Annotated in this window: 29 protein-coding genes; 10 read left to right on the top strand and 19 right to left on the bottom strand. The window is 65.5% G+C overall.

Annotated elements, in window-relative coordinates; all coding sequences use genetic code 11:
• Window positions 1-82: 82 nt before the first annotated feature.
• Window positions 83-1,831, bottom strand: coding sequence for a glycoside hydrolase domain-containing protein (locus OG874_RS13620; protein ID WP_330255496.1), 1,749 nt, complete (start codon window positions 1,829-1,831; stop codon window positions 83-85).
• Window positions 1,832-2,214: 383 nt separating this feature from the next.
• Here OG874_RS13620 and OG874_RS13615 point away from each other — a divergent pair, with 383 nt between their 5' ends.
• From OG874_RS13615 to OG874_RS13605, 3 genes are all read left to right on the top strand, one after another.
• The gene (locus OG874_RS13615) at window positions 2,215-3,393 is read left to right on the top strand and encodes a helix-turn-helix transcriptional regulator (protein ID WP_330255495.1); all 1,179 of its coding nucleotides are present in this window, start codon (window positions 2,215-2,217) and stop codon (window positions 3,391-3,393) included.
• Between the two features lie 86 nt (window positions 3,394-3,479).
• Window positions 3,480-3,644: a hypothetical protein gene (locus tag OG874_RS13610; protein WP_330255494.1), complete on the top strand. Its 165-nt coding sequence runs from the start codon at window positions 3,480-3,482 to the stop codon at window positions 3,642-3,644.
• A 254-nt stretch (window positions 3,645-3,898) separates the two neighbouring features.
• A complete protein-coding gene (locus OG874_RS13605; protein WP_330255493.1) occupies window positions 3,899-5,083 on the top strand; it encodes a L,D-transpeptidase in 1,185 nt (394 codons plus the stop codon).
• A gap of 39 nt (window positions 5,084-5,122) precedes the next feature.
• Here OG874_RS13605 and OG874_RS13600 read toward each other — a convergent pair whose 3' ends face one another.
• From OG874_RS13600 to OG874_RS13585, 4 genes are all read right to left on the bottom strand, one after another.
• Window positions 5,123-6,613: a glyceraldehyde-3-phosphate dehydrogenase gene (locus OG874_RS13600; protein ID WP_330255492.1), complete on the bottom strand. Its 1,491-nt coding sequence runs from the start codon at window positions 6,611-6,613 to the stop codon at window positions 5,123-5,125.
• Window positions 6,610-6,819 carry a hypothetical protein gene (locus tag OG874_RS13595; RefSeq protein ID WP_330255491.1) on the bottom strand — a complete coding sequence of 70 codons (210 nt, stop codon included), beginning with the start codon at window positions 6,817-6,819 and terminating at the stop codon, window positions 6,610-6,612. Before OG874_RS13595 ends, OG874_RS13600 begins: the two co-directional genes overlap by 4 nt.
• Before the next feature lie 238 nt (window positions 6,820-7,057).
• Entirely contained in the window at window positions 7,058-7,582 is a 525-nt protein-coding gene (locus OG874_RS13590) for a hypothetical protein (RefSeq protein WP_330255490.1), read from the bottom strand.
• 37 nt (window positions 7,583-7,619) lie between these two features.
• On the bottom strand, window positions 7,620-8,177 hold the full coding sequence (locus OG874_RS13585; RefSeq protein ID WP_330255489.1) for a hypothetical protein: 558 nt from the start codon (window positions 8,175-8,177) through the stop codon (window positions 7,620-7,622).
• Between the two features lie 268 nt (window positions 8,178-8,445).
• Here OG874_RS13585 and OG874_RS13580 point away from each other — a divergent pair, with 268 nt between their 5' ends.
• The gene (locus OG874_RS13580) at window positions 8,446-9,447 is read left to right on the top strand and encodes an AraC family transcriptional regulator (protein WP_330255488.1); all 1,002 of its coding nucleotides are present in this window, start codon (window positions 8,446-8,448) and stop codon (window positions 9,445-9,447) included.
• Between the two features lie 65 nt (window positions 9,448-9,512).
• Here the strand turns inward: OG874_RS13580 and hrpB are convergent, their stop codons facing one another.
• The 11 genes from hrpB to OG874_RS13525 form a co-directional block, all read right to left on the bottom strand.
• Entirely contained in the window at window positions 9,513-11,960 is a 2,448-nt protein-coding gene (gene hrpB, locus OG874_RS13575) for an ATP-dependent helicase HrpB (RefSeq protein WP_330255487.1), read from the bottom strand.
• A gap of 156 nt (window positions 11,961-12,116) precedes the next feature.
• A complete protein-coding gene (locus OG874_RS13570) occupies window positions 12,117-12,374 on the bottom strand; it encodes an alpha/beta fold hydrolase (RefSeq protein ID WP_330255486.1) in 258 nt (85 codons plus the stop codon).
• A 31-nt stretch (window positions 12,375-12,405) separates the two neighbouring features.
• Entirely contained in the window at window positions 12,406-13,032 is a 627-nt protein-coding gene (locus OG874_RS13565) for a TetR/AcrR family transcriptional regulator (RefSeq protein ID WP_330255485.1), read from the bottom strand.
• A 104-nt stretch (window positions 13,033-13,136) separates the two neighbouring features.
• Window positions 13,137-13,460 carry a putative quinol monooxygenase gene (locus tag OG874_RS13560; protein ID WP_330255484.1) on the bottom strand — a complete coding sequence of 108 codons (324 nt, stop codon included), beginning with the start codon at window positions 13,458-13,460 and terminating at the stop codon, window positions 13,137-13,139.
• Between the two features lie 52 nt (window positions 13,461-13,512).
• On the bottom strand, window positions 13,513-14,610 hold the full coding sequence (locus tag OG874_RS13555; RefSeq protein WP_330255483.1) for an acyl-CoA dehydrogenase family protein: 1,098 nt from the start codon (window positions 14,608-14,610) through the stop codon (window positions 13,513-13,515).
• Entirely contained in the window at window positions 14,607-15,800 is a 1,194-nt protein-coding gene (locus tag OG874_RS13550) for an acyl-CoA dehydrogenase family protein (protein WP_330255482.1), read from the bottom strand. The genes OG874_RS13555 and OG874_RS13550 overlap by 4 nt, the downstream gene beginning before the upstream one ends.
• 22 nt (window positions 15,801-15,822) lie before the next feature.
• Window positions 15,823-16,284 carry a MaoC family dehydratase gene (locus tag OG874_RS13545; RefSeq protein ID WP_442943341.1) on the bottom strand — a complete coding sequence of 154 codons (462 nt, stop codon included), beginning with the start codon at window positions 16,282-16,284 and terminating at the stop codon, window positions 15,823-15,825.
• Window positions 16,285-16,292: 8 nt separating this feature from the next.
• Window positions 16,293-17,054, bottom strand: a complete 762-nt coding sequence (gene fabG / locus OG874_RS13540) for a 3-oxoacyl-ACP reductase FabG (RefSeq protein ID WP_330255480.1) — start codon at window positions 17,052-17,054, stop codon at window positions 16,293-16,295.
• Between the two features lie 42 nt (window positions 17,055-17,096).
• Window positions 17,097-18,080: an NADPH:quinone oxidoreductase family protein gene (locus OG874_RS13535; protein ID WP_330255479.1), complete on the bottom strand. Its 984-nt coding sequence runs from the start codon at window positions 18,078-18,080 to the stop codon at window positions 17,097-17,099.
• A 10-nt stretch (window positions 18,081-18,090) separates the two neighbouring features.
• Window positions 18,091-18,843, bottom strand: a complete 753-nt coding sequence (locus OG874_RS13530) for an SDR family oxidoreductase (protein ID WP_330255478.1) — start codon at window positions 18,841-18,843, stop codon at window positions 18,091-18,093.
• Between the two features lie 29 nt (window positions 18,844-18,872).
• Window positions 18,873-20,090, bottom strand: a complete 1,218-nt coding sequence (locus OG874_RS13525; protein ID WP_330255477.1) for an acetyl-CoA C-acetyltransferase — start codon at window positions 20,088-20,090, stop codon at window positions 18,873-18,875.
• Between the two features lie 293 nt (window positions 20,091-20,383).
• Between OG874_RS13525 and OG874_RS44700 the strand changes: the two genes are divergently transcribed.
• The gene (locus OG874_RS44700; protein ID WP_442943340.1) at window positions 20,384-20,638 is read left to right on the top strand and encodes a hypothetical protein; all 255 of its coding nucleotides are present in this window, start codon (window positions 20,384-20,386) and stop codon (window positions 20,636-20,638) included.
• Here the strand turns inward: OG874_RS44700 and OG874_RS13515 are convergent.
• Entirely contained in the window at window positions 20,618-21,238 is a 621-nt protein-coding gene (locus tag OG874_RS13515) for a TetR/AcrR family transcriptional regulator (protein WP_330255476.1), read from the bottom strand. The two genes, OG874_RS44700 and OG874_RS13515, sit on opposite strands and share 21 nt — an antisense overlap.
• An 85-nt stretch (window positions 21,239-21,323) precedes the next feature.
• Here OG874_RS13515 and OG874_RS13510 point away from each other — a divergent pair, with 85 nt between their 5' ends.
• Both OG874_RS13510 and OG874_RS13505 read left to right on the top strand, forming a co-directional pair.
• Entirely contained in the window at window positions 21,324-21,959 is a 636-nt protein-coding gene (locus tag OG874_RS13510; RefSeq protein WP_330255475.1) for a class I SAM-dependent methyltransferase, read from the top strand.
• Window positions 21,956-22,567 carry a DUF2218 domain-containing protein gene (locus OG874_RS13505; RefSeq protein ID WP_330255474.1) on the top strand — a complete coding sequence of 204 codons (612 nt, stop codon included), beginning with the start codon at window positions 21,956-21,958 and terminating at the stop codon, window positions 22,565-22,567. The genes OG874_RS13510 and OG874_RS13505 overlap by 4 nt, the downstream gene beginning before the upstream one ends.
• Before the next feature lie 198 nt (window positions 22,568-22,765).
• Here OG874_RS13505 and OG874_RS13500 read toward each other — a convergent pair whose 3' ends face one another.
• A complete protein-coding gene (locus OG874_RS13500; RefSeq protein ID WP_330255473.1) occupies window positions 22,766-23,422 on the bottom strand; it encodes a hypothetical protein in 657 nt (218 codons plus the stop codon).
• 18 nt (window positions 23,423-23,440) lie between these two features.
• On the opposite strand from OG874_RS13500, the gene OG874_RS13495 reads away from it, so the two are divergent.
• On the top strand, window positions 23,441-23,677 hold the full coding sequence (locus OG874_RS13495; protein WP_330255472.1) for a hypothetical protein: 237 nt from the start codon (window positions 23,441-23,443) through the stop codon (window positions 23,675-23,677).
• Window positions 23,678-23,679: 2 nt separating this feature from the next.
• Here the strand turns inward: OG874_RS13495 and OG874_RS13490 are convergent, their stop codons facing one another.
• Window positions 23,680-25,119 (bottom strand): short-chain fatty acid transporter, encoded by a 1,440-nt coding sequence (locus OG874_RS13490; RefSeq protein WP_330255471.1) that lies wholly within the window; start codon window positions 25,117-25,119, stop codon window positions 23,680-23,682.
• A 511-nt stretch (window positions 25,120-25,630) separates the two neighbouring features.
• On the opposite strand from OG874_RS13490, the gene OG874_RS13485 reads away from it, so the two are divergent.
• A complete protein-coding gene (locus tag OG874_RS13485) occupies window positions 25,631-26,005 on the top strand; it encodes a hypothetical protein (protein ID WP_330255470.1) in 375 nt (124 codons plus the stop codon).
• Window positions 25,896-26,792 carry an adenylyl-sulfate kinase gene (cysC, locus tag OG874_RS13480; protein ID WP_442943339.1) on the top strand — a complete coding sequence of 299 codons (897 nt, stop codon included), beginning with the start codon at window positions 25,896-25,898 and terminating at the stop codon, window positions 26,790-26,792. Before OG874_RS13485 ends, cysC begins: the two co-directional genes overlap by 110 nt.

Here is a 26,792-nt window from a genome sequence, read left to right as displayed (position 1 = left end):
TGCCTGCAACAGGATCTGCCGGACTCCGGTCCGACACGACGAGGACAGGCCCCGACGGACGCGAGGGCCACCCGAGCCGCGCTCAGGGAGTATCGAGCAGCGGCTCGTCGCGTCCGCCGGTCGTCCGGAGGGCGAGCGTCGGTTTCGGTGTCCAGTAGATCCGGCCGTTTTCGAACTCCTGGTAGGTCCCGGTGTCGAAGGGGATTTCGTCGGATGTCGGCCAGCCGAGTGGCCCGTTCTCGAATCCGCTCCGGTTCCATCGCTCACGGATTTCGCCATGCACCCAGTACGCCGGCCGACCGTTACGCCGGTAGAGAGCCCCGTTCTGGAAGCCCTGCACCTCGCCCCATTCTTCGTCCTTCGGGTCGCGCAACACGGTGTGATCGGTGATCGGATAGCCCAAAGGCCCGGCTTCCCAACCTATTTCCGCGTATTTCTCGAACAACGATTCCGGGATCGGATGCGCACCGGTGGTCGGATGCCAATAGATGTATCCGTTCTCGAACTGAACAAAGCGGCCCACACCGTCGGCTGTCTTCATTTCGCCTTCGGGGCCCAGCCGCGGGCCCAGCCAGGGCGATTCGGCCGCCTTCGCACCGATTTCTCCGGCTACCAGCGCGCCACCGGTGAACTCTCGGACGTGGCTCTCGAAGACACCCCAGGGGAAGTTCCAGCCAACGTCGATATGAGTACCGATCCCGAGGCACTCGGTCACGTACTTATGGTCGGTGATACCGTCCCTGCGCGTATACGGCGGGGCGATGACATCGGTGGCGAAGCCATACTTCTTCGCGTCCTGAACGGCCAACCAAGCTGCAATCCGAAGATCTTCTTCGATGGCCAACCATTCGTCCCTCGACCAGGACGCCCGGCTGCCCGCGAAGCAGAGATTGATCGTATGGCTGTTCGCATCCAGGACCGACCACGACGCGTAATCGGTATCGACGACATCGCAGACGATCCCATCCGCGAGCGTGTAGTGATACGAGACGCCGTTGGCCGTGTTGTTGAGATATGCCGCCAGCGATTCGGCTGTGCCGTTGCCTTCCTGGGTGTGCAGCACGAAGTTGGTGATTCGAGCGCCCCAGCGGTCCGAGTGGGAGTTTCCGAACCTGTCGAGTTCGGTGTATTCGGGAGCGTTCACGATGGGTTCTCCTTGCGTCGCAGCGCGATCGATGGACCACTGCCCGAAGTCGGCAGCCAAGATGTCGTTGACGTCGACCGAGCTGCCGTCGATGAGCGGGCCCGGATTGGAGGGGGTATCGATGACGCGCTGATAGAGGACGGCTTCCGGGGTATCGAGCCGGTTGCCGGACCATGCGCGGGTCTGCCAGGCCCAGGACCGGCCCTCGAAAGTCCGGCCGATCACGCCGTCTTCGATGGCCCAGGCGCACACCTTCGACGAGCCGTAGATGCCGGTCCACTCCCGCCCGATCGAGTCGTTGACACCCCGGAAGAAGTCGACCGCCCGGTCGTTCCATTCGTTCAGCCCGATGTCCTCGTCCACCGCGAAGAAGATCGGGCACCGGTCGGACCCGCCGGCAGCGGAATGGATTTCCCTGGCCTGACGGCCCATCCGATGCCCGCCGTCGTAGCCTGTGGTCCAGTCCGAGGGTGCCTGGGCATTACCGGGCTTGCCGTACTGCCATATCGAAACAATCTCGAGGCCAACGGCTTTGAGGCGATCGGCGTATTCCTTGGTCACCGGCTTGGCGCCGAGACCGGCTCCGGGTCTGCTCGGTGATACGTAGACCAGGACAGCACTATGACCGGCTGCCTTGATGGCCGCGGGATCGATCAAACGTGCGGCGAAATCAACTGCCGTCGACATGAGGGAACCTCCATTGGTCGAGGACGGCGGGTCCACGGCTTCGGCCAGCCGCGGCAACGGGTCGAGGCGGTCCGATCCGGGCGGTGCCCAGGAGTGCCGATGCCACTCGAAGTGCAGATGCGGGGCGACGCCGCCGTTCGATATGGAGTCGGGGTTGATCCGGGATGCGCTGCCCGGCTGTAACGATGCGGTTGCCCTACCGAGTAGAGCAGGGCTCGTGACGCGGTTCCTCATCTGAACGGATGAGAACGCATGCCCTGTCGATGAATTCAGGTGAGTAGAATCAGGTATTGAACTACTCGTGTGACGCGCCTCCCGAACACCCTCTGTTCGACTCTGGATGATTGCCGTTTCTCTTGTGCCGCAGGTCATTTCATATGGCGATGACAATCGAGAGGTTTTCCGCGATCGTTGCGCGAATCAACCGCGCGGCGCTGCATCCCCGTGACTGGTCGCAGGCGGTGCACGATATCGTCACGGCGCTGGGCGCGGACCACGGCGGTTTGGTTGTGTCCGGCTCGAGTAGCCGGCAGATGACCGCCTGTTCACTCGGGGCGGACGATCTGCGCCACAGCTACAACGCCCGATTCTGGCGTATCGATCCGATCGCGAGGGCGCTCGAACACGAACCCGCCGGTGTCATCACGACATGCGAAGAGCTGCTGGGGCCGGACTACCTGCGCCGGCATCCATTCTTCCGCGACTGGATGGCTCCACACCGGCTCGGCAATGGGATGCTCGCGCTTCTCACCAGTGGCGCCGAGACATCGTGGATCGGGGTGTATCCCGATCCGGGCCACGACTTCGACCGATCACAGGCGACATCGACAATGCGCCTCCTGCTCCCACATCTGCGGCATGCACTGAACGTCCAGTCCTGTTTGACAGACGTCCGGACCGAGCGCGACCGAGTCATCGCCGTGCTCGACGTGCATCGGCACGGGCTGGTGATCGTGTCGAGTTGCGGGGTGATCAGCTACGCGAACCCAGCGGCCTTGTCGATCCTGGAATCGCGAGACGGCCTGGGTATGGGACGCTGCGGCCACCTCGAATCATCGGATAACCGATCTGCGGTCGGGCTACGGGCAATCATCGATTCGGCACTGCGCGAGTACGGGCCGTACGTCGGAAGGCGCGCGCTCATTCCCCGGCATAGCGGCGGCAGCTCATACGCATTGCTGGTGTTGCGGCTGGATGCGAAGGCCGGGTGCCGCGACGAGCGCACGTCGGCGGCGCTCGTCGTCATCGTCGACCCGGATCAGGAAATACTGGAAGGGCCAACGGCGCTGCGGCAACTGTACGGGCTGACCGGAGCCGAAGCGCGCGTCGCGATGGCGGCACTACGCGGCGAAGGGCTGCGGTCGATCGCAGAGGAACTCGCGGTCTCAGTGAACACCGTGCGCACACACCTACAACGCGCCTTCGAGAAGACCGGAACGCATCGACAGGCCGAACTGGTTCGGATGCTGACAACTGTGTTGTCCGGAACCGGCGAGTTCGGGAGAACTGCGAATCACGGTACGCCCGGCACCACCCCCGGTCCTCTCCGACAACCCGAGTGACCGTCCTTGCCTGGCTGCTCGCAGCCACGCAAGCGTGATCACCATGGGCCAGTAAGGACAGGCGCGCCCGCTGCGGTGCCACCGCGATGGCCGAGCACGGTGACGCGGGCTCGGACTGGGTGCGGTTGATCTACAACGACCCCCGCGGTGAGGCCACCGAGTGGTTCACCGACCGCGGCTGGACCGGCGAGCGTGTCTACCTCAACGACTACATCCGCGACCTCGGCCATACGCCGGCCGCCGAGCATTGATCAACCTTGTCACCGTCGTACGGCCCTGAGCCGGTTCTCGGCTGACAGTTCGCGCCAGCGAAGCATGTGACCGTCCGGGTCTTGCAGACCACCCATGCCCGTTTTGCCCGAGAACCCGAATCGATCGCGGAACGGTGTCGGTTGTGCGACGGATCGGTGGAGATTCCGCTCGTTGGTGTCCCAGCAAGCGCGTAGCTACCACATGCTGGCGGACAGAGTTCGGCCCTGCTGCACCCAGTGAAGGGAGATACGCGGTGGCATTGGGACGTCGTCGGCTACTGATCGGCTTCGCCGGTGCGGGTGGCCTCGCCCTGGCCGGATGTGAGCGAGAACCCGCGCCCCCCAAACCCGCCACACTCCGATTCGATCCCCCACCCGGCACCCACGGCGTCGATGCGCGCAGCCCCGGCACGGTCACGGTCACCGACGGGACACTGCGGTCGGTCGAATGGATCGACGAAACGGGCAGATCACTGCCGGGCGCACCGGCACCTGATCATCGAACCTGGACCAGCGCCGAACCGCTCGGCTACGGACACACCTACACCGCGAAAGCCGTGGCACACGGCGAAACCGGCGACATCACCGCGACGACGACCTGCACCACGGTGCACCCCGATCAGCTCATAGACGTCTCCCTGCGCTCCGCCAATCTCGTCGAGCTGGCCGAAAACGACACCTACGGAGTGGGTTTCGTGCTCGTCGCCCATTTCGACGAACCCGTCGACCGGGCGGCCGCGGAACGCCACCTGAAGGTCACCACCCAGCCCGCCACCACCGGTGCCTGGTACTGGCTCGACGATCAGAACGCACACTGGCGACCCGAGCACTATCACGCGCCGGGAACCAGGATCACGATCGAGGCCGAACTCTTCGGGCTCGCGTTCGGCGAGGGCCGCTACGGCCTGCGCAACCAACGGGTGTCGGTGATCATCGGCCCCGCGCACGTCGCGATCGCCGACGATGACACCAAACAGATCGAGGTCTTCGACAACGGGAACCTGGTGCGCACCATGCCCACATCGATGGGCAAGGGCGGCACCGCGGTCGTCGGTAGCAGATACCTGTCGTTCTGGACCCGCCCCGGCATCTACACCGTGCTGGACCGAAACGACCCGGTGATCATGGACTCCGCCAGCTACGGCCTGCCGACCAACTCCGGCGGCTACCGCACGAGCATCAACCACGCGGTCCGCATCAGCCACGACGGAATCTTCGTGCACGAACTGGCCGCAACCATGTGGGCCCAAGGCAACACCAACGTCTCACACGGCTGCTTGAACATCTCCCCCAACGATGCCGCATGGTTCTACGACTTCGTCATCCCCGGCGACGTCGTCGAGGTCCGCAACACCGGCGGCGACCCCCTCGACATCTGGCAGAACGGCGATTGGAGCATCCCCTGGTCCGACTGGCTTCGCGGCGGCACCCACACATGACACGAAAGGGCAGGTCACCGAATCCATCGGCCGCGCGAGTTACCGCGCGTCGGTCGCAGTCAGCACGCGGGGGTCGGGAGCGTGGTCCAGCGCCGCGCCGGCCTGCGGGTAGGTCGGATACTCGATGCCCGAGATGTATTGCACCGTCCGCACCACCTGGCACGAGTAGCCGAATTCGTTGTCGTACCAGACATACAGAATCGCGGTGTCACCGTCGACGATCGTGGCATTGGCATCGATGATCGACGCTGCGCGCGATCCGATGAAATCGCTGGAAACCACGTCCGTGGCGGCGGTGTAATCGAGGCTTCGGCTCAACGGCCCGGACAGCGATACCTGACGCAGATACGCGAGCACATCGCTCTTCGTCGTCTCCCGCTCGAGCTGCAGGTTCAGAATCGCGACCGATACGTCGGGGGTGGGAACACGAATCGAGTTGCCGGTGATCTTGGCCTTGAAATCCGGCATCGCCTTCGCGACGGCCGACGCGGCACCGGTTTCGGTGAGCACGAGATTGAACGGCGCGGACCGACCGCGACGGTCCGCCTTGTGATAGTTGTCCAGTAGGTTCTGGTCGTTGGTGAACGAGTGCACCGTCTCCACATGACCGCGGATGATGCCGTATTCGTCATCCATGGCCTTGAGTGGCGGAACGATCGCGTTGGTCGTGCACGAGGCGCACGAGAAGATCTGCTGCGACAGGTCCAGGTCGCGGTGGTTGACGCCGTGCACGATATTCGGGACGTCGCCCTTACCGGGTGCGGTGAGAACGACCTTCGCGATGCCAGGGCGCAGATGCTGCGACAGCCCGTCACGATCACGCCACCTACCGGTGTTGTCGATCAGGATCGCGTCCTCGATCCCGTACTCGGTGTAGTCGATCGTCGTCGGATCATCGCTGTAGATGAACTTGATCACGTTCCCATTCGCGGTGATCGTGTCATTGCCGGTATCGACCTTGATCGTGCCGTTGAAGTGGCCGTGCACCGAATCTCTGCGAAGCAAAGACGCACGCTTGGCCAGATCGTCGTCGCCGCCCTTGCGCACCACCACGGCACGCAGGTTCAGCCCGTTGCCGGATCCGGCCTTCTCGATGAGCAGGCGAGTGGCCAGACGACCGATGCGGCCGAAGCCATAGAGGACAACATCCTTGGGACCCGGTGACCGAGCCTTGTTGCCGTTGGTCACCTCGGCCAGGACCGCTGCGGTGAACTCGCGGATCGACAGTCCGCGATCGTCAGCGCGATAGGTCATGACCAACTGACCGATATCGATCTTGCAGGGCCCCAGATCCAGCTCGCTGAGCACTTGCAGGAAGGGAAGGGTCTCGTCCACCGACAACTCTTCGCCCTCGATCTGCCTCGCGAAGCGGTGTGTCCGCAGGATGCTGATCACCGACTTGTTCACCAGCGACCGGCTGTGCAGCAGGATCGTCACGCCCTTCCCCCGATACAACGTGCCAATGATGGGAATCATCGCCTCCGCGGCGGCTTCCTGAGCGTTCCAGCGGTCAAGTTGTTCGGTAGTCAACACAGGTCCTCGGATTTCCTCGATTTGTTCGCGGCATCGATGCTAATGAGGGCCGCGATATCACCGAGGCCGGATACCCACTCGTGAGATCGCCAGGTGGTGACGCCGATGCGGCAATGCCGAGCGACGAGCCGCAGCGGAAGCGGCCCGGTGAACTGCTGTGCGTAGCGAGTGTTGTTGCTCGAGTAGTCATCGGTCACAGTCATGCGAACCGACCTCCGATCGCCGACGTCTCGATATGCGAATGTTCGCATCCATGACTCCAAGCTGTCCCGGGGATTACGACCGATAGAAACATACGGAATCGAAACCTGGCGTGTCGCAAGACGACGAACACGCCCCGCGTTCGCGACGCGTGAGGCCGAGGCTCCGCGTTGTCCCGGTAGCCATGTTGCCCGCGCTCGCCGAATAGGCGGCGGGCGCAGTGCGTTTACAACCTGGTCGTCAACGAACAGGGCACGCTCGAGCCCGATGACCGATTCCGACTGAATCCGGCGCCACGTGAACGTTCCCGGAGGCGGATACGGTGATGGACGGCAAATCCCATCGCCGCGCGGATTTTTCGGCGCGCCAGGCGACACTCCATCCGAACGGCATCAAGTGGACGCGTTCCCCGTATTTCTCCAGTTGTTCGGCGAGATCCGAAAGCACGTCGAGTGTGTCGGCAACGTGGGTGAGGACATCGAATGGATTCGAGGCCGGCGTGAACCGACTACCCGGCGTCGCGCAGTGCGGAGTTCCGGCGATGACGATGTAGGCCGCCTCGCTGACGAGGCACAGGTACCGGATCGCGCGAACGGCCTCGTCGGTCAAGGGATAATCGCCCGGTTCGACGATGACTCGCACTACCAGGCAATCGAAGAACGTCTGTGCCACCCCTACCGCCCAGGGGTCGACAGCGACGGCGCACGGACCGGCCGCCACCAGCGTGTATTCGAAGCTGTGCCAACGACTTCCGACGCCCCTCATCCAGGGGACCTCCACCATGGACGCTGCTGGAGGTGAGTCATGGTTTCGTCGTCGCATTCCGGTCGGCGACGCCGCAGAGGGTGTAACAGAAAACGAACGGCACCGCACCGTCGTTGAACCATGCGTGTGGTGTGCCGTTCTGGATCAAGCAATCGCCCGATCGCAGCGATACATCGACACCGTCGCCGAGGCGCATGCGGCCCTGGCCGCCGAGCACGACGATGAAATCGATGCTCGCGGTGCTGTGCATGCCGGGCGCGGCGGGGTCGAAGGCCGCCATCATCCCTGGTAGTTTCGTCTCCGCTTCTGCGGTGACGGCCGCCATTGCTTCCTCGGAGAGGTCGGCGTCGGGCTCGTAGGTCAGCCCCGGAGGTACGGAGATGAATCCGAAACGCAGCCCGCCCGGACCGGGGAAGTAGCGCGTATCGGTCTGCGAAGGCATCCGGTCGACCGGCAGATCGGGTAGCTCGTCGAGTTCCCATATCCGATAGATCTCGGCGCCGGGCAACAGCGCCAATGTCAGCGGGTCGACACTGTCGTCTGCCAGGACCCGCCCCTGTCCGGTTCCGTCGTCGCCGACCACGATTCTGCGCATATGAACTCCTGATTATCGTCCGCAACCAGCTGAATCGGGTCGGCACCGATAGCCGCGCCGGCCGATCCGGGCATCAACTATCCGGACCGTAGCCGCCGCCCGCCCCTCCCCGCTTGTCCCGGAACGCATGAGCATTGTCCGAGTGCGCAGAACTCGACAACCGGCAATGCTGCTCCGGCGGTGACCCGCGCAATTCTGTCGTAAGCTTCGTCTCGAATTGGGTCGGCGCCTGGGCCACCGATGATCGTCGAGTCGGGAGGCGGTATTCATGAGTCAAGCGGCTATCGCCGCCTCCGCCACGACAAGTGTGGTGGATCCACATGAGCGGGCCGACTACTGGGCCGATTTGATCAGCACGTACCAATGTCGGCTGAGCTACAAGTTTCCGAGCCGTACCGACTTCCAGGGGCACACTCGAGTGCGCAGCACCGACGCCTACCAGCTCGTCGGGTGGAAATCGAACGCCGTCACCTACCTTCGCAGCCCGAAGAACATCCGAGACGACCCCGATGACGACTACCGGCTGATTCTTCCTTTCGCCGGGCACCTGACCTTCCGCTCCGACGCCGGGCACGGGATCCTCACCCCGGGAACCATGTGCCTGGTGGCCGTCGACCGGCCCTACACCATGTCCATGTCCGACGGCACGCAAGGACTGATCATCACCATTCCGCGGCAGGAGATACAGCATCGCCTCAACCGCGTCGCGCCGCCCAGCCACCCGCTGGATCTCACGACCGGGCTCGGGCGGGTGACCGACGGGCTGGTCAGCGGTCTGTATACCGAATGCGCCGCACTCACCGACCGCCAATTCGACACCGTCTCCGAACGGCTGGTTGATCTGCTCTGCATGCAGATCCTCGGCGAACCGGCGAACTCCCCCACCCAGCTCGTGGATGTGGAAGCGACCGCCCGCCGATATATCCACAACCATGCCGGAGATCCGGATCTCACCGGTGCGCGCGTCGCCGGTGCGCTCGGCTGGTCACTGCGTCAAATTCAACTGGCGTTCAGCACTGTCGGCACCACGCCCAGCGAAGTCATTCGGGAAGAACGCCTGCAATTGGCGCGCGACCGCCTGCGCAGCCCCGCTTACCAGCATCGAAGTATCAGCGATATCGCATCGGACCTGGGCTTCGGTTCGGCCAGCAGCTTCAGCAAGATCTTCCGCCGACGCTTCGACACCACGCCCAGCCAATTCCGCGAGGAACTGGCGGGCCACGTCCGAGTCGGCCGCACCCCAGGGACTATTTCCGCAGCAAGTAGCTAGCGACTGACAAGTCCCAATCTGAAAGGCTGTCGCTGGTGACTGGTGGACAGCTGGAGAAACGGGGGTCAGCGTGGGGGTCTTCCGGCGTTGCGGGCAGTGCCGCGGTGGGCAGGCACGGTGGTGGGGTCTTCCGGCCAGGCGTGTTTGGGGTAGCGGCCGCGGAGGTCAGCGCGGACTTGGGGCCAGCCGGTGCGCCAGAAGGATGCCAGATCCGCGGTGACTGCGACCGGGCGTTGGGCGGGCGAGAGCAGGTGCACCACGATCGGGACGCGGCCATGAGCCAGGCGTGGTGCGTCTGTCCAACCGAAGACTTCCTGCACTTTGACCGCGAGCACCGGCGGGTCGGTCGAGTAGTCGAGGCGGGGGCGGCTGCCGGAGGGGACCTCTAAGCGTTCCGGCGCCAGTTCGTCCATACGGGCGGCGTCCGGCCAGGGCAGCAGACGACGCAGTGCCTGTCCGGCGTCGATGCGTTCGAGGTCGGTGCGGCGGCGGGCGGCGGCGAGTTCGGGGCCGAGCCAGGTATCGGCGGCGGCGAGCAGCGACTCGTCATCGACCGGCGGCCAGGGGGCGCCGAGGGTGCGGTGTAGGAAGTCGAGGCGCTGACGTAAGGCGATCGCATCGGAATTCCAGCGCAGCAGGCCGAGACCGGTCGAACTCAGTCCGCGACGCACCGCGGCGCCGAGCAATTGGCGATCGGGGTCACGAATCAGCTTCTCCGACAACACGATCGCCCCCAGTCGTTCGACCCGCCGGGCGACCACATCGCCGTCGATCCAATCGACCTCGTCGACGGTCGTCAGCAGGTTCGATGCGGCACGGCGGGCCAGCTGTTCATCGGCGACCGCAGCCAATCGTATCCACCCGTCGGAACGACCCGGATCGCGCGTCGCAACGCCGACCGCCAGCCACTCCGCATCACCTATTCCGGAGCCGGGCGGCAGCGTCACCGCGGTGCCGCCGACCATGAGATAGCTCGCCGAACCCGGGCCGCGCCGTCGCGCCAGCCGCTCCGGATGAGCCAGTGCGACAACGAAAGCCGGATCGTCGACCCCGTCCGACGCCTCGACCAATCGTGCCAGCCGCTCTACCTCCCGCCGCCAACGCGCCGGCCGCTCGCGCCGCAGCACACGCAGACCGGCCGTCAGATCGACTCCGGACGCAAGGGTGTCGTCGTCGAGGACGGTGACCACTTCCGCAGCCGCCCGCGCACCGACCTCGGCCGCCCCATCGAGCAACGCCCGCGCCAACCGAGGATGCAGCCCGATCCGGGCGATGCGCCGCCCACGGTCGGTCACATCACCGTCTCCGTTCACGGCCCCCAACGCGCGCAATACATCCCGGCCGGCAGCCAACCCACCGGGCGGCGGAGCATCCCACCAGGCGAGGCCATGACCATCAGCCGTGCCCCAACACGCCAGTTCCAACGCCAACCGCGTCAGATCCGCCGTCCGAATCTCCGGCTCCGGATAGGCAGGCAGCGTGCCGTGCTCGTATTCCGGCCAGCATCGCCACACCCGCCCCGGAGCCTCACGCCCGGCCCGCCCGGCCCGCTGCTCGGCCACCGCCGCCGAAACTCGAACTGTCGCAAGTCCGGACAGCCCCCGCCCCCGATCGATGCGTGGCACCCGAGCCAGTCCCGAATCCACCACCGTCCGCACCCCGGGCACCGTCAAACTGGACTCCGCCACCGCCGTGGACAACACCACTCGCCGCCGCGGCCCGGGCCGCAACGCCGTGTCCTGCCCCACAGCGGAAAGTCTGCCGTGCAACGGAACGAGATCCACGCCGTCCACGTCGGCCAGCAGCGCTGTCGTCCGGCGGATTTCGGCTGCTCCGGGCAGGAAGACCAGCACGTCCCCCTCGGTTCCGGCGAGCGCGGCCCGGGTGGCTCGCGCCACCTGCGCTTCGACCCGCTCCCGCGGCAACGACGGAACATACGTCACGTCCACCGGATAGGTCCGCACCTGGACCTGCACCACCGGCGCCGCACGATCCCCACCCAACAGCGCCGAAAGCCGTTCAGCCGCAACAGTCGCCGACGTAGCAAGCACCCGCAGATCCGGCCTCAACCCAGCCCGAGCATCGAGCAGCAACGCCAACAACAGATCCGCGTCGAGATGCCGCTCATGACACTCGTCGAGCAAAACCACATCAACCCCCGCCAATTCGGGATCGCTCTGCAACCGTCGCACCAGCAACCCCGACGTGACGACCTCGACCCGAGTGTCGCGCCCTACTCGCCGATCCCCTCGGACCGAGTACCCGACGGTCTCCCCCACCGACTCCCCCAGCAAAGCAGCCATCCGCCCAGCTGCGGCTCGAGCCGCCAACCGTCGAGGCTCAGCCACCAGCACCCGCTCCGCAGTTCCCGCCGCCAACGCCAACGGCACCAAGGTCGTCTTCCCAGTCCCCGGCGGCGCGACCAGCACAGCAGTCTCGCGCTCGGCCAACGTCTCGACAATACGATCGAGCACGCCACGGACCGGTAGATCAGGAAGCTCAGGCAGTTTCATTACCAACCAGTCTGCGGCCTCGGCTCCAATCAACAACGCCCTACCCACCGCACGGATACCGTCACGGACTGCGATAGTGCGCTCCGTATTTTGTGCCAATCGGATCAACGGCACGCAGAAAGCCGGTGGAGTCGGCGACGAGACTTTCCGCCGGGACTACTTACTAAATCGCGCCACCCAATCCGCAAGGGCCGGGACCGTGGCCGTTTCCAGGGTGAGCTCACCGCCCGAGCACCCCAGTCCGAGGAGGTCGACCGCAAGGGGCCGCAGCCCCCTCGCCGCGAGGCGGCCCAGCACCGGAAGCCACACCCGGCACCAATATGTTCCGTGCAGCAGCAACACGGCCGGGCCGTCCTGCCCTGCGGTCAGGTAACTGGCCGTTTCGCCGTCGACCTGGACTGTGGTCCTCCGCACGCCGGTTTCAGTGGTTTCACCCTTGTGATATTCACGATCGAGCGGGCTCGGGCGGCCTCGATCTCCGACCGCCCACGATCCGGAGCGCAAGCTCCGCGTAATAGTCGCCGATATCCTCCGGTGACCAGGAACCACCGTCGTGATACCAACGCGCGATGTCTATGCCCAGCGAAAGCAGGGCGGTCGCGGCCATCTGGGAATTCGAGTTCTCGAACACCCCGGTGGCGACACCTCGCTCGATCAAGCTCCGGACCTCTGCTTCGATCGCGCGCCGGGTTTCCTTGATCTCCTGTTGATGTTCCGGGCTCAGAGCGGCGAGCTCATAGTTGACGATCCGGGCCACGGTGTGGGCGCGTGCGTGATGGATCGTGAACTCCCGCATCAACGCGATCAGTTGGTCGGCGGGGTCTTGTGCCGAAGCGATGGCAGTGCGGACACGCTCCAGGGTGTCCAGGTGACCGGTGCGCGAGATCTGGTAGAGCAACTCTTCTTTGGAACGGTGGTACACGTAGATCGCCCCCGTGCTCACTCCGGCGATCGATGTGATGTCGCGGGTCGTCGAGCCGTGGAAGCCCCGTTCAGCGAAGGCGACCACCGCCGCGTCGAGCAGCCGCGCTCGGGTCTGGTCCGCGCGCGAGCGGTCCTCTGTATCGGTCACCTGGACAGTATGGCTCTACACGGCGAGCACGAGTTTGGCGGTGTTGGCACCGGTGAACAGCATGTTCAAGGTTTCACCGAAACATATTCGCCGCACAGACCCGGTCAGAGTGCGCCGAGTTCCGGGTCGCCGGCAGGAAGCGGGTCGAAGACCAGGATCTCGGCCGGGCCGGTGAGTGCGTTGCCCAGCGCTTCCCCGATGTGGCGCAGTGCGGCGCTTTGACCGTGCGCATGCAGGGCCTCTTTCGACGCCCATTTCTCGATCATGACGAAATGGGCCGTTGTCCCCGCCTTCCGGTGCAACGCATACAGAAGGCAGCCCGGTTCGGCGTGCACTGCCGCAGCCGCGGCCGTCAGGGTCTGCTCGACGAGTTCCTCCTGTCCCGGCTTGGCAATCATGGTCGCTACCACCACATACGGATTGGGCACTGGTTACTCCTCTGCATTCGGTTGTTCTCGGAATTAGGCAGATTCAGCCTTTTTACAATGGCAGCCCGACGAGGTCTGCCAGCAATCTCCGATGGTGGCCGGGGCTTCCCAGCGCGATCTGGTCGGCCTTGGCGCGTTTGAGGTACAGGTGCGCCGGGTGCTCCCATGTCATGCCGATCCCGCCGTGCAGTTGGATGGCCTCCTCGGCGGCCCGCACCGCGATATCGCTGCAATAGGACGCGGCGACGGCGGTGGCGATCACGCTGTCGGGGTCGCCCGCCGCGAATGTTCCCGCCGCATATCGCGCGGCGGCCGAGGTCGACTCGACCTCGACATAGAGGTCGGAGAGGCGGTGCTTGAGCGACTGGAATCCGCCGACCACCCGGCCGAACTGGCGTCGCAGCTTCAGATACTCGACGGTTGTCTCCAGGCACCAGGCCGCCACCCCCGCTTGCTCGGACGCCAGGAGTGCGGCGCCGATCGTCAAGCCGGATTGCAGTGCCGCCCAACCGGATTCGGCGGCAACGACGACCCGGCCGGGCACGGAGTCGACAATGATATCGGCCAGCGGACGGGTCATGTCCAGGGAGACCACCGGCTCGATTGTCACCGCGGCGGCCGCCAACGCGTGCACCTCCGTACCGTTCGCCGTCTGAACGGCGGCCAGCAGTACATCGGCGTCGAGCGCACCGGCGACGCTGGTGACGCGGCCGGATACCCGGCCCTGCGCATCAGCCGTCAGCGTCGGGATCTGTGTCACCGACGCAGTGGAGAACGGCGTCAGCAGCGCTGCGCTGCATTCACCGTCGCCGAGTTGACCGACCAGCGCGGAGTCGCCCGCGAGCAGGACGGTCGCGGCGATCACGCTGCTGGTCAGAAACGGTACCGGTGCGACGAATCGCCCGAACTCCTCGAGTACGACAGCGGCGTCACGGGCCGTACCGCCGGCCCCGCCGCGGTCCTCGGGGATGAGCAGACCAGCGAGCCCGAGGTCGTCAGCGATCGATTTCCACAGCATCCGGGTCAGTGTCCGATCGCCTTCGTAGGCCCGCACAACCGCGGACGGATCACATCGGGTGGTGAGCAGGTCACGCACCGCGCTCCGCAAGGAGGTCTCGACATCGGTGTCGAGCAGCAGGATGTCGCTCATCGGCTCAGATCCTTCCAGGCGATGTCCTTGTCCGCGCGGGGTTCGCCTGGCAGGCCGAGGACTCGTTCGGCGATGATGTTGCGCAGGATTTCCGAGGTTCCGCCCTCGATCGAATTGCCTTTGGCTCGCAGGAAGCGGTAGCCGGCGCCCCGACCGGCGAAATCGACGCGGTCCGGGCGCACCATTGTCCAATCGTCGTATCGCAGGCCGTACTCACCGTGCAGTTCGACCTCCAATCCGGCAGCCTGCTGGTTGACGCGGGCGAACGACAGCTTGACAGCGGACGTTTCGGGCCCGGGCTGGCCGCCGGCCACCTGCTGACGCAGCCGGGTTGCCGCCAGCCGGGAGACCTCGGCATCCACCCACAATCGCAACAATCGGTGCTGCAGTTCGGGGGTGCGCTTTTCCGGGAATTCTCGCCAGAGGCCGGCGGCGACACCGAGTACTCCGCTCTCGCGGGGTAGTGCACGTCCCCCGATCGAGACGCGCTCGTTGTTCAGAGTGGTGGTGGCGACTCGCCAGCCTTCCCCTTCCTTGCCCAGGCGGTGCGCATCGGGGATCCGCACGTCGGTGAGGAAGACTTCGTTGAATTCCGCTTCGCCGGTGATCTGCCGCAGCGGCCGGACCTCGACTCCGGGGGCGGTCATATCGCAGATGAAGTAGGTCAGCCCCGCGTGCTTGGGCCGGCTGGGATCGGTGCGCGCCACCAGGATTGCCAGCTGCGCCTTGTGCGCGACCGAGGTCCACACCTTCTGCCCGTTGACGACCCACTCGTCGCCGTCGCGCACTGCCCGAGTGGCGATCGCGGCCAGGTCCGAGCCTGCGCCCGGTTCACTGAACAGCTGGCACCAGATCTCCTCCCCGCTCCACAGCGGACGCAGGAAGCGCTGCCGCTGTTCCGTGGTGCCGTGGGCGAGGATCGTCGGCGCGGCCATACCCAGGCCGATACCGTTGATCGCCGCATTGTTATCCGGAGACCCGGCCTGCTCGAACAGGGCGTCGACGAACGGTTGCAGTTCCCGGTCGACGGCCCGGCCACCGAGCCCGATCGGAAAGTGGACCCAGGCCAGACCCGCGTCGAACCTGGCTCGGTGAAAGGTCACGGCATCGGTGGTGGCCGGATCATGCTCCGCGAGTACGGCTTCCACTCGGCGGCGCAGATCATCACGAACCGCGTCGGGATTGGTCATCTGTCATCCTCCTGATCGGCCATCACGGCACCAGCACCGCGACCGTCTCGGCCACACACCCGGGCTTGTCCGAGCCCTCGAGCTCCACGGTCACCCGGCTCACCGCCTGCGACCCGATCGTGCCCGGCATGAGCGAGACCAGCTCTACACCGGCTCGGACCCGGGACCCGGCCGGGACCGGAGTGGGGAATCGCACCTTGTTGGTGCCGTAGTTGACGCCCATCGACAAGCCCTGCACCGCATACACCTGCCCGGCCAGCATCGGCACCAATGACAGGGTGAGGAACCCGTGTGCGACGGTGGTGCCGAACGGTCCGGCGGCGGCTTTCGCGGGATCCACATGGATCCACTGGTGATCCCCGGTAGCTTCGGCGAAGCGATCGATCTGCTCCTGGGTCACCGTGTGCCAGTCGCTGTATCCGAGATGGGTCCCGACCGCGGCCTCCAGCTCGGACAGGCCCTGAAATACCTTCACAGCTCTCATCCCTCCGTTCAGTTCCGCGGGCCGCCGGCCACGTAGATCACCTGGCCGGACACGAATCCGGCACCCTCGCTCACCAGGAACGACACGGTGTGCGCGATATCGGCGGGAGTGCCGGTACGGGCGACCGGAATCTGGGCGACCATGGCCTTCTGCAGCTCCTCGAAGGGAATCTTCATCCGGGCGGCCGTGGCTGCGGTCATCTCCGTCTCGATGAAACCCGGGGCGACCGCGTTCGCGGTGACGCCGAACTTGCCGAGCTCGAGTGCGAGCGTCTTGGTGAATCCCTGCAGCCCGGCCTTGGCGGCCGCGTAGTTGGCCTGGCCACGGTTGCCGAGTGCCGACGTGCTGGACAGGTTCACGATGCGACCCCACTTCTGCTCGATCATGTGCGCCTGCGCCGCCCGGGCCAGCAGGAACGACCCGCGCAGGTGCACGTTCAGGACGGCATCCCAGTCGTCGACGCTCATCTTGAACAGCAGATTGTCGCGGAGGATCCCGGCGTTGTTGACCAACACCGTCGGTGCGCCGAGTTCGGCGGCCACGCGATCGACCGCCTGGATGACCGCGGCCTCGTCGGAAACATCTGCACCGACCGCGAGCGCGCGGCCACCGGCCGATTCGATCTCGTCGACGACCGTCTTGCAGGCGGTCTCGTCCAGGTCGAGCACGGCTACTGCCATACCGTCACCGGCCAGCCGCCGGGCGACGGCGGCGCCGATTCCACGAGCGGCGCCGGTGACAACCGCGGTCCGCTGTGTCGGATTGGTCATGAATACTCCTCGAAGATGTAATTGCGGTGAAAACTGCTGGTCTCAGGGCGTGTAGACCACGCGGCCGACGGTCTTGCCGTCCGCGAGCCGCTGCACGGCGTCGGCAACGTCGTGCAGTCTCAGCCGTTCACTGACCAGGGGACGGATCGCACCGTCGGCGGCAAGTGCGGTGAGCGCGCGGTGGCATTCGGCGACGGCGCCCGGATCCTGGGTGTTGTACAAACCCCAGTGCAGACCGACGATCGAATAGTTCTTGACCAGCGCGTGATTCAGTGCGGCCGATTGGATCTCGCCGCCGGCGAACCCGACGACGACGATGCGGCCTTCGAAGGCAATGCATTTCGTGGACCGCTGGTAGACCTCGCCGCCGACCGGGTCGTAGATCACGTCGGCACCACGACCGCCGGTTACGTCCTTGACGACTTCGACGAAGTCCCGCTGTTGACGATCGATGACTACGTCGGCACCCAAATCCTCGGCGTAGGCTGCCTTTTCGGCACCGCCGACGACGCCGATCACCCGGGCACCGGCGGCCTTGCCGAGCTGGATCGCGGCGCTGCCCACACCGCCTGCCGCGGCATGCACCAGGAGGGTCTCCCCCGCTTTCAATCCAGCGCGCCGATGCAACCCGAACCAGCCGGTCTGGTAGCCGATGAACAGCGAGGCCGCCTCGGCGTCATCCAACGACGGCGGCGCCGGGAAGGTCTGGGCGGCATCCAGCACGGCGAATTCCGCGAAACCACCATGCGGCAACACCGCGCCGCCGAGCACCCGGTCACCGACGGTAATCCCGGTCACGTCGGCACCGACCGCCACCACTTCGCCACACAATTCGACGCCGGGGGTGAACGGCAACGGCGGCCGGACCTGATAGAGGCCGCGGCACATCAGTACATCGGGAAAGTTCGCCGAGGCGCCGGCGACCCGCACGACAACCTGGTTCGGGCCGGGCTCCGGACGGTCCACGTCCTCGAGCCGGAGCACCGCGCCCGGCTCGCCCAGCTCGTGGACTCGCCATGCCGTCATCCGCGCCATGTCAGACCCCACCTGTCAGAGTGATGCCACCGTCCACGACCAGCAACTGCCCCGTCAGCCAGCTCGCGTCGTCGGAGAGCAGAAACGCCACCACACTGCCGATGTCCTCGGGCACACCGAGCCGCTTCAGCGGGTAGGCCGCGGCAACGTCGTCCTCCCTGCCCTCGTAGAGAGCGGTGGCGAACTTCGTCTTCACCACCGCCGGGGCGACGGCGTTGACCCGCAGGTTCGGGCCGAGCTCGACCGCGAGTTCCTGGGTGATGTGGGTGAGCATCGCTTTGCTGGAGCCGTAGAAGCCGATGCCCGGTGCGGGCTTGAGACCGGCGACCGACGATACGTTCACGATTGCGCCCCCGTAGTCCTTCATCCAGGCCCGATATGTCTGCTGCACCCACGACAGTGCGGCCAGACAGTTGACCTCGACGATCTTGCGGGCCACATCCAACGGCAGATCGACCATCGGCCCGAAAGCCGGGTTGATGCCGGTGTTGTTGACGAGGAGATCGGCGCTACCGAACGTGTCGATCGCGCGCGCGACGGTCTCGGCCTGGTGGTCGACGTCATCGGCGCGACCCGCGACGGCCAGCGCCCGGTCGGGGCCGCCCAGTACTTTCACCGCTTCGTCGAGGGCGTCCTGTTTGCGGGCGGTGATCACGACCCTCGCCCCCTCGTCGACCAAGCGCTGCGCGATGCCGAGCCCGATGCCTCGACTGGCGCCGGTGACTATCGCGGTCTTGCCTTCGAATCTGTTCACAAATAGGTCCTTTTGAAGAAGGTGTGCGGCTACGACAGGCGCTCGAGCACCATTGCCATCCCCTGACCCCCACCGACGCACATGGTTTCCAAACCGATCTGCTTGTCGTGGAACCGCAGGGAGTTGATCAGCGTGCTGGTGATGCGGGCGCCGGTCATGCCGAACGGGTGACCGACCGCGATCGCGCCGCCGTTGATGTTGAGCTTGTCGAAGTCGACACCCAACTCCCGCGCCGAGGGAATGACCTGGGCGGCGAATGCTTCGTTGATTTCGACCAGGTCGATATCGTCGATGGTCATCCCGGCACGAGCCAGCGCCTGCTTGGACGCCTGCACCGGCCCCAGACCCATGATTTCGGGGGACAGCGCGCTGACTCCGGTCGCAACGATCCGAGCCAGCGGCGTCAGGCCCAGCTCGGCGGCCTTGGTGTCGGACATGATCACGACCGCGGCGGCACCGTCGTTGAGCGGGCAGCAGTTGGCGGCCGTCACCGTCCCGTCGGGCCGGAATACCGGCTTCAGTTCGGCGACCCTGTCCAGGGTGACTCCGGACCGCGGGCCATCGTCCTTCGAGACAACGCTGCCGTCGGGCAGGGTGATCGGTGTGATGTCACGCTCCCAGAACCCGTTGGCGAGGGCGACCTCGGCGAGGTTCTGGCTGCGCACACCGAAAGCGTCCTGTTCGGCACGGGTCACACCGCACAGCTGCGCCACGTTCTCGGCGGTCTGTCCCATCGCGATATAGATATCGGGCAGCAGACCCTCCGTCCGCGGGTCGGTCCAGATATCGCCTCCTGCAGCGAATTTCGCGGTCCGACCCACCGCGTCGGCGAACACCGGGTTCTCGGTGTCGGGCAGGCCGTCGGCATTGCCCTTGACGTAGCGGCTCACGGTTTCCACACCGGCGGAGATGAAGACGTCGCCCTCTCCGGCGCGGATCGCATGCAGCGCCATCCGGGTTGTCTGCAAACTCGACGAGCAGTACCGGTTGACCGTTGTGCCGGGCACCAGATCCAGGCCCGCCAGGATCGCAACCACTCGCCCGAGATTGAAGCCCGACTCACCGGCGGGCTGGCCACAACCGAGCATCAGATCGTCGATGTCGTTCGCGCCGAGGGCCGGCACCTTCGCCAGCGCGGCCTGCACGATCTGCGCCGCCAAGTCGTCGGGCCGCAGGTCTCGCAACGCCCCCTTACCAGCGCGACCGATCGGTGACCGGGCGACAGAGACGATGACGGCTTCGGGCATGACTATGAACCTTTCACGCAAGTTACTGAGCGCTTGTTAACCTCCCGTCACCATGCTGGACGGATCGTCGATGGTCAATACGTCACAGCTGATTCGGACTATGACACAGGACACATCGCCGGGGCGCGACCTCGTCGGCGGACAGCTCGGAATACATGTCCCTACCTGCTCGTTTGCAACTCTGTTCCGAATTCATGAAGAACCCACAGTGCCGGCTGGGACGGGCCCGCCAGGCGGTCGGTCCCGCGCTCAAATCCGGTGGTCGGGACCGTCCCCAACGATGAACAACTCAGGTGTACTCAGATTCAGGCCGGCATGCCCGCATCGGGGCCGACTACTACCTGCGCCTGGAGCAAGGCCGCGACCGCAACCTCTCCGCGCAGGTCCTCGAGTTCATCGCCCGTGCGCGACTCGACGACGACACGATGGCGTACCTGCTCGGCCTCACCGTCCCGAAGCCCCGACGACCGTCATCAGATACGGGCTCGGGCGCCGTGCGGTGCGACCGCCATTTGCGGCCCGGCGGACTACCGCCGACTGGGGGATGAAGCCCCTGGAGGTTGCAGGCCGGCGAGGGTGACGGCAGTGAGGCGGTCGATCGCCTCCTCGGTGGTCAGGGTGGCTGCGGCGGTGAGGGCGTGTAGGCAGTAGTTGGCCAGTTCGTCGGGGGCGACGTCGTCGCGGAGTTCGCCATCGCGGGCGCCGTCGGCGATCAGCTGTCGGATCATGCCGTGTAGCTGCTGCTGTGCCTCGGCGATCTGCTCGTCGGGATGCAGGAACTTCACGAGTTCGGTGTCGTGGCTTCGGGTCTGCTGGGCGATGTGGGCGTAGGTGGCGAGCACAGCGGGCAGGCGCTTGGCGGGAGTGTCTGCGCTGTCGCGTATTTCGGCGAGTTGGCGTAGGTGGCCGGTGATCTGGCGGGCATGCCAGGCGCGCAGGATCGTATCCACGTCCGGGAAGTATTTGTAGAGCGTCGCTCGCCCGATACCGGTCTCATCGGCGATCTGCGACATCGTCACCGCCCGAAGTCCGTGCTCGAACACCAACGCGGCGGTCGTGTCCATGATCGCGGCGCGCACCTCCCTGCGATGGGTCTCGATCGTCTCGTTCCACAGCTTCGGCACCCACTGATCATACGCGACGGCCATACTGTGAACATCTTCTATTGACTAGAGACACAATGTATCGCAAAATCGGTTCGGTGGATCTGAAAGCAAGAGACCGGAGAACCAGATGACCCATTCACACAGCGACTTCCACCCGGATATCACCGCCCCGGAGGAGCTGTACGCGCAGCGCCCACCCTGGGACATCGACCGACCACAATCCGCCTTCGTGGCACTCGCCGACGCAGGTGCGATCGGCGGCCGGGTGCTCGACATCGGTTGCGGAACGGGCGAGCACGCACTACTCGCCGCCGGACGCGGCCTCGACGCCACCGGCGTGGACCTGGCAACCAACGCGCTCGATACCGCCAGACGCAAAGCAGACGAGCGCGGCCTGACGGCGCGGTTCCTGCATCAGGACGCGCTTGCGCTCGCCGAGTGGAACGAGTCCTTCGACACGGTGCTCGACTGCGGGCTGTTCCATCTCTTCGACGGCGACGACCGCGCCGCCTACGTGAGCGGCCTGTGGTCGGTGATCCGCCCGGGCGGACGCTATTTCATGCTCGGCTTCAGCGACCGCCAGCCCGGCGAGGGCGGGCCGCATCGGCTCACCCATGCCGAGATCATCGCGGCCTTCGAGCAGGGGTGGCGGGTCGATTCCATCGAACCGGCCACCATCGAGATCGAGATCGATCCCGCAGGCATCCGGGCCTGGCTGGTGTCGGTCACCAGGCAGGCAGCACAGGAACCAGGCAACCGATGACCATACTGTCGGCCGAGGCGCGGATCGAAACCGCAAGCGCGAGCAAGTATCTCGCCCAACTCCTCAAACATGCCGCCGCGATGGGCGGCGGCGCAGGACACCGGATCGGCCGACACCGACCCGTCACCGACGAGGTGCGGGTCACCATCGAATCCTCCGACAGCGAAGGGGTCATCACCTTCGGCGCATGGGGTCGATGCGTCGTCCGCGCCGAAACAGAGGCGTTGACCGCACGCGTGGACGGCGCCGATGAGGACAAACTGGCCAGGATTCAAGGCATCATCGGCAGAAACCTCGATCGGTACGCCCGGCGCGAGGGCACCAGCGTCGACTGGCAGCGAATCCAAACGACCGACACCACCCCGGTGCCCGGCATTGCGGCTGGAACCCCTCGAACTCATCGCCGTCGATTCTTGGCTGTCGCGTTGCCTGCGATCGTTGCCGCGGTGGCCCTTGCCATACATCTCGGGCTCGGCGCAGCCGCGCTGACGAACGAGAATTGGACGCGCAGCGCCATCGGTCTCGTTCTTGTGGTTGTTCTGGTGAAGGCGGCTGTTGTTATCGGCGGCTTCGTGTTTCGGCGAAAACGTTCGCAGCCGTCCGGGTAGCAGCCGATCGATCTCGACCCTCCACTCCCCCGACGCCGGTTGCTGAACCGCGACCATGGGCCACTGGTAATCACTATGCGCCATAGGCGTTTTCGACACGGGACGCGACGCAAGGCGTCGCCGGCCGCGAATCGCCGTTCTCGACATCCCGACCAGCGCTGCAGCGGATTCGGCATGTGACGTCGCGGAACTGGGTGGTCAGGAGTTGGTCCCGGCCGGCGTCTCTACGGCTATTTCGCCACCCAGCTCGTAACCGCCACCCAGCTGTAGTCGGTCTCCGCTCCAGAACCGTCCGGGGTCATACCAGTTGGGGCTGCGGTGCTGCGGCAGCAGTCCCATGTCCTGGTATGTCGCGGCCACGACTTCCGCGCAGTACGCGTTCTCGAATTCTTGTGTCGCTATCCGGCGCGACTTGTGGCGTGGGAGGCGCGCCCGGCCGCGTAGCCAGCGTCCGGCGAGACCGGCGGTGGATGGGAACGGGGTTCCGTCGAGGCGGGCGATGGTGCGCAGCAGGCTGTCCTCCATCTCTCGGGTGGCCGGACGGTTCAACTGGCGCAACCAAGCCTGCTGACCGTAGCGGTGCGTCCACACCAGCACGGCATCGCGCAGATTGTGTAACTGGACGCCGCGGTGCGCGACTCCCGACCACATATCGGGCAGCGATCGGCCAAGCTCCGCATGCCAGATCAGCGCGGGCAGATCGTCGATCACGACGGACATCCCGACATGGTTCACCGGACTGTTCGTCGTCATCCGGATCGCCCGGTCGACGGCCGAATGTCCACGGAACAGCCAGATGTCGCCAGTTCTGGTGAGCGCGAGCGCTCGGTCGAGACTGATGCCCGTACCCGTCATGGCCGTAGCCTATGCGGTATGAGGTGGTGGAAGGCAGTGGGATTGGCGGGTGCGGCCGGTGTGGTCGCCACCGGTGTGGTGATCGTGCGCGCTGAGCGCCGCCGGCGGGCCTACACCCCGGACCAAGTCCGCGAACAACTGCACATGCGATTGGCCCAGGCGACCTCGGCCCAGGCGGCCATCGAAACCGCCGCTCCGGCACCGCGGGACGCCTCTGGTATCCGCGGGCGCATCCGACGTCTGTTTCGGCGCTGAGGTCATGGGGTGGCGGGCAAGATCGGGGGGACGTATTCGAACGTCATTCCGAGCAACCACACGAGAAGCAGTACCACCGGCAGGTGGAACATGAACTGCAGGAACGTGAAACCGACGAGGTCGCGCGCCCGCAGTTTGAGTACTGCCAGCAGGGGCAGCATGAAGAACGGATTGATGAGGTTGGGCAGTGCCTCGGCCACGTTGTATATCTGGACCGTCCAGCCGAGGTTCATGTGGACATCTGTCGACGCCTGCATGACGTAGGGGGCTTCGACCAGCCATTTTCCGCCGCCGGACGGGACGAAGACGCCTAGCACCACCGTGTAGATGGCGATGACTATGGCGAAGCTGCCACCGCCGCCGATGCTCGTGAAGAACTCCGCGAGGTGCTCAGAGACGGTGAGACCGCCCCTGCCCTTTGCTTTGGTGAGGATCGCGGCCATGGCGGCGTACAGGGGGAACTGAACGAGAATGCCGGCCGTGGCGGGTACGGCGAGGGAGACGGCTTGCAAGAACTTGCGCGGGGTGCCATGGAGCACCAAGCCCAATATGAGGAAGACGAGCAGATAACCATTCAGGCTGCTGACAACGGTGAGTACTGATTTGGCGAAGAGCTGCGAGATCAACCAGCCCGCCGTCATCAGGCCGGCCAGGATCGGCAGGATACGGCTGTATTCGAGCCATTCCCCCGGCCGGGAGCGCGGTGCCACTTCCGCGGGCTGGTCATCCATATCGACGTCCAGCTCCTGGGCGGTCTTTATTGCTGCGTCCTTCGGCGCCGAGAAGTGCGCGATCACCACGGTGAGCGCCATGATGATCGCGCACATGAGCAGGGACTGCCACGTGAAGATCGTGTGTCCGAAGTCGAGGACACCGGTGATCCTCAGCAGTGCCGGCGGCAATGAGGTGGCGGTGGCCTGTAGCTGCGCGGCCGAGGAGGATATTCCCAGCGCCCACACGGCGCCCAACCCCATGAACGCCGCCGCGCCGAGGGCGCGATAGTCCACGCGTAGATCGGTCCGACGGGCGATCGCCCGGGCCAGCAGACCACCGAAAACCAAACTGAGTCCCCAGTTCAGGAACGATACCGACATGGACAGGAACGCAACGAAACTCACTGCGCTGCTGGCGGTTTGCGGCACGGTGGCCAGCCGGTCGATCAGCCGGGCAACAGGTGGGGACGTGGCGACGACATATCCGGTGAGAACCACCATGGCCATCTGAAGAGTGAAAGCGGTCAGGTCCCAGAAGCCATCGCCGAACGCGTTTGCGACCGTTCGCGGCGACGAACCGTTGGCCAGCGCAGCGGCGGCCACAATGAATACGCCTGCGAGTGCGACGACGTAGGCATCCGGGAACCACTTTTCCGTCCACCTGGCGAGCGATTGCGCAACCCGCGCAAGGCCCTTTTCGGAGCTGGCTTCTTCAATCGTGGACGTCATCCAGTTGTTCCTCTTCTTTCCGCACGCTGCCCGCACGCATGTGACGCACCGCACACAGGCTCGGTTGGTCAGTATTGGTGTCCACTTGTGTGCAGGCAATAGGGAAATGCGCAGGTATCGTCTGCAAAAGTGCAGAAACTGTCGGTGGTCTGGCACTCGACGCCCGAAATTCCCGCCCAGCCCAGGCCGCAAGGTATCGGCGTGTACGTCCGGTCCACCCATTTCCGGCTGGGCGATGAATCACGCACGACAACAGAATGTTTCATCCGATGCAGCTTCGAACTGCCTGCAGCCGGTTCGAAGTCGTCGGCGGGGCGACACGGAGTCGGGCCGCCCTCGTGTCGAGTTGACGAGTCCGACTGCTCGCCGTGGCGTTGGTCTCGACATCCCTGCGGGCTAGTCGCCGCGGAGCCAGCGTTCCTTCAACATCCAGTGGTTATCCCACCAGGCGCGGACGACCTCGGGATCAGCGTCCAACGGTGGTGGCGGGGTCTCACCGGGAAAGAGCCAGTTGCCATCCGGCGCACCGACGGTGGTCGGGGTTGGGGTGGGCGACTCGGCGGTGGTGGAGTCGGTCGGTTCCGGCGGGTCCGTGGTTTCGGTTGTGGGTGCGGAGGCGGTTCTGGGCGGGGTGCGGGGTGGCGCTGCGGGTGCGATCGGCCAGATCTGGTCCGGTGTCGGCTGGATGTTGATCGGCTCGGATGGGACAGCGGCCGGTGCGGCTTCGATCGGCGCGGGTGGCGCGACCGATGCGGGCGAGCTCATCGCCCAGATCGATGTCTTGCGGTCGGAAGACGTCGCCGAAACCGTCGCTTTCGTCGCTACCGTCCCCAAGCACGTCAACCTCACCGAAATCACCATCCTCCCCACCGCACAAATCATCTGAGCCGCTCGAACACTCCGCGGCTCGCACCCTCGCCCTGAACGAGATCGGCGTGTGCGACCTGAATCTCGACCGGCGGATCGCGTTCGACTCCTATGCCGACAACCGGGATATGGGCAGGTTCATCCTCATCGATCGATTGAGCAATGCCACGGTGGCCGCCGGGATGCTCGACTTCGCGCTGCGTCGGGCAGATAACGTGCACTGGCAGGCGGTCGAGGTCGACAAGCCGGCCCGCGCCCGGCAGAAAGCCCAACAACCGGCGGTGGTGTGGTTCACCGGCCTATCCGGTGCAGGCAAGTCCACCGTCGCGAACCTGGTCGAAAAGCGTCTGCACGAACGGGGTTTCCACACCTACCTGCTCGATGGCGACAACATTCGCCACGGCCTGAACAAGGACCTCGGCTTCACAGCTGTCGACCGGGTGGAAAACATCCGTCGCATCGCCGAAGTCGCGAAGTTGATGGCTGACGCCGGTCTCATCGTGCTGGCCTCGTTCATTTCCCCGTTCCGCGCCGAACGGCGCCAGGCTCGGGAACTGCTCGCCCCGGGCGAGTTCATCGAGGTCCACGTGGACGTGCCGCTGGCGGTGGCCGAGGCACGCGACCGAAAGGGCCTGTACCGCAAGGCCAGACGAGGCGAGCTGGTCAACTTCACCGGCATCGACTCGCCCTACGAGGTGCCCGAGTCGCCGGAGCTGCGCCTGGATACCGGTGGCGCGGTGTCGGCCGAGCAGGTGGTCGAGTATCTGCGCCGAGCGCGTGTGCTCGATTCGGGACCGCCACAATGA

The sequence above is a fragment of the Nocardia sp. NBC_00565 genome, from assembly GCF_036345915.1.
Taxonomy (GTDB): domain Bacteria; phylum Actinomycetota; class Actinomycetes; order Mycobacteriales; family Mycobacteriaceae; genus Nocardia.
The sequence above is the reverse complement of the archived record's forward strand: the minus strand, read 5'-3'. Positions and strand labels throughout refer to the sequence as shown.

What these genes read in the sequence shown, in the direction of transcription:
- OG874_RS13620 (WP_330255496.1), bottom strand. Translation starts at nt 1,831, where the DNA reads ATGTCGACGGCAGTTGATTTCGCCGCACGTTTGATCGATCCCGCGGCC.
- OG874_RS13615 (WP_330255495.1), top strand. Translation starts at nt 2,215, where the DNA reads ATGACAATCGAGAGGTTTTCCGCGATCGTTGCGCGAATCAACCGCGCG.
- OG874_RS13610 (WP_330255494.1), top strand. Translation starts at nt 3,480, where the DNA reads ATGGCCGAGCACGGTGACGCGGGCTCGGACTGGGTGCGGTTGATCTAC.
- OG874_RS13595 (WP_330255491.1), bottom strand. Translation starts at nt 6,819, where the DNA reads ATGACTGTGACCGATGACTACTCGAGCAACAACACTCGCTACGCACAG.
- OG874_RS13590 (WP_330255490.1), bottom strand. Translation starts at nt 7,582, where the DNA reads ATGAGGGGCGTCGGAAGTCGTTGGCACAGCTTCGAATACACGCTGGTG.
- OG874_RS13585 (WP_330255489.1), bottom strand. Translation starts at nt 8,177, where the DNA reads ATGCGCAGAATCGTGGTCGGCGACGACGGAACCGGACAGGGGCGGGTC.
- OG874_RS13580 (WP_330255488.1), top strand. Translation starts at nt 8,446, where the DNA reads ATGAGTCAAGCGGCTATCGCCGCCTCCGCCACGACAAGTGTGGTGGAT.
- hrpB (WP_330255487.1), bottom strand. Translation starts at nt 11,960, where the DNA reads ATGAAACTGCCTGAGCTTCCTGATCTACCGGTCCGTGGCGTGCTCGAT.
- OG874_RS13555 (WP_330255483.1), bottom strand. Translation starts at nt 14,610, where the DNA reads ATGAGCGACATCCTGCTGCTCGACACCGATGTCGAGACCTCCTTGCGG.
- OG874_RS13550 (WP_330255482.1), bottom strand. Translation starts at nt 15,800, where the DNA reads ATGACCAATCCCGACGCGGTTCGTGATGATCTGCGCCGCCGAGTGGAA.
- OG874_RS13545 (WP_442943341.1), bottom strand. Translation starts at nt 16,284, where the DNA reads ATGAGAGCTGTGAAGGTATTTCAGGGCCTGTCCGAGCTGGAGGCCGCG.
- fabG (WP_330255480.1), bottom strand. Translation starts at nt 17,054, where the DNA reads ATGACCAATCCGACACAGCGGACCGCGGTTGTCACCGGCGCCGCTCGT.
- OG874_RS13535 (WP_330255479.1), bottom strand. Translation starts at nt 18,080, where the DNA reads ATGACGGCATGGCGAGTCCACGAGCTGGGCGAGCCGGGCGCGGTGCTC.
- OG874_RS13525 (WP_330255477.1), bottom strand. Translation starts at nt 20,090, where the DNA reads ATGCCCGAAGCCGTCATCGTCTCTGTCGCCCGGTCACCGATCGGTCGC.
- OG874_RS13515 (WP_330255476.1), bottom strand. Translation starts at nt 21,238, where the DNA reads ATGGCCGTCGCGTATGATCAGTGGGTGCCGAAGCTGTGGAACGAGACG.
- OG874_RS13510 (WP_330255475.1), top strand. Translation starts at nt 21,324, where the DNA reads ATGACCCATTCACACAGCGACTTCCACCCGGATATCACCGCCCCGGAG.
- OG874_RS13505 (WP_330255474.1), top strand. Translation starts at nt 21,956, where the DNA reads ATGACCATACTGTCGGCCGAGGCGCGGATCGAAACCGCAAGCGCGAGC.
- OG874_RS13500 (WP_330255473.1), bottom strand. Translation starts at nt 23,422, where the DNA reads ATGACGGGTACGGGCATCAGTCTCGACCGAGCGCTCGCGCTCACCAGA.
- OG874_RS13495 (WP_330255472.1), top strand. Translation starts at nt 23,441, where the DNA reads ATGAGGTGGTGGAAGGCAGTGGGATTGGCGGGTGCGGCCGGTGTGGTC.
- OG874_RS13490 (WP_330255471.1), bottom strand. Translation starts at nt 25,119, where the DNA reads ATGACGTCCACGATTGAAGAAGCCAGCTCCGAAAAGGGCCTTGCGCGG.
- cysC (WP_442943339.1), top strand. Translation starts at nt 25,896, where the DNA reads ATGTCTTGCGGTCGGAAGACGTCGCCGAAACCGTCGCTTTCGTCGCTA.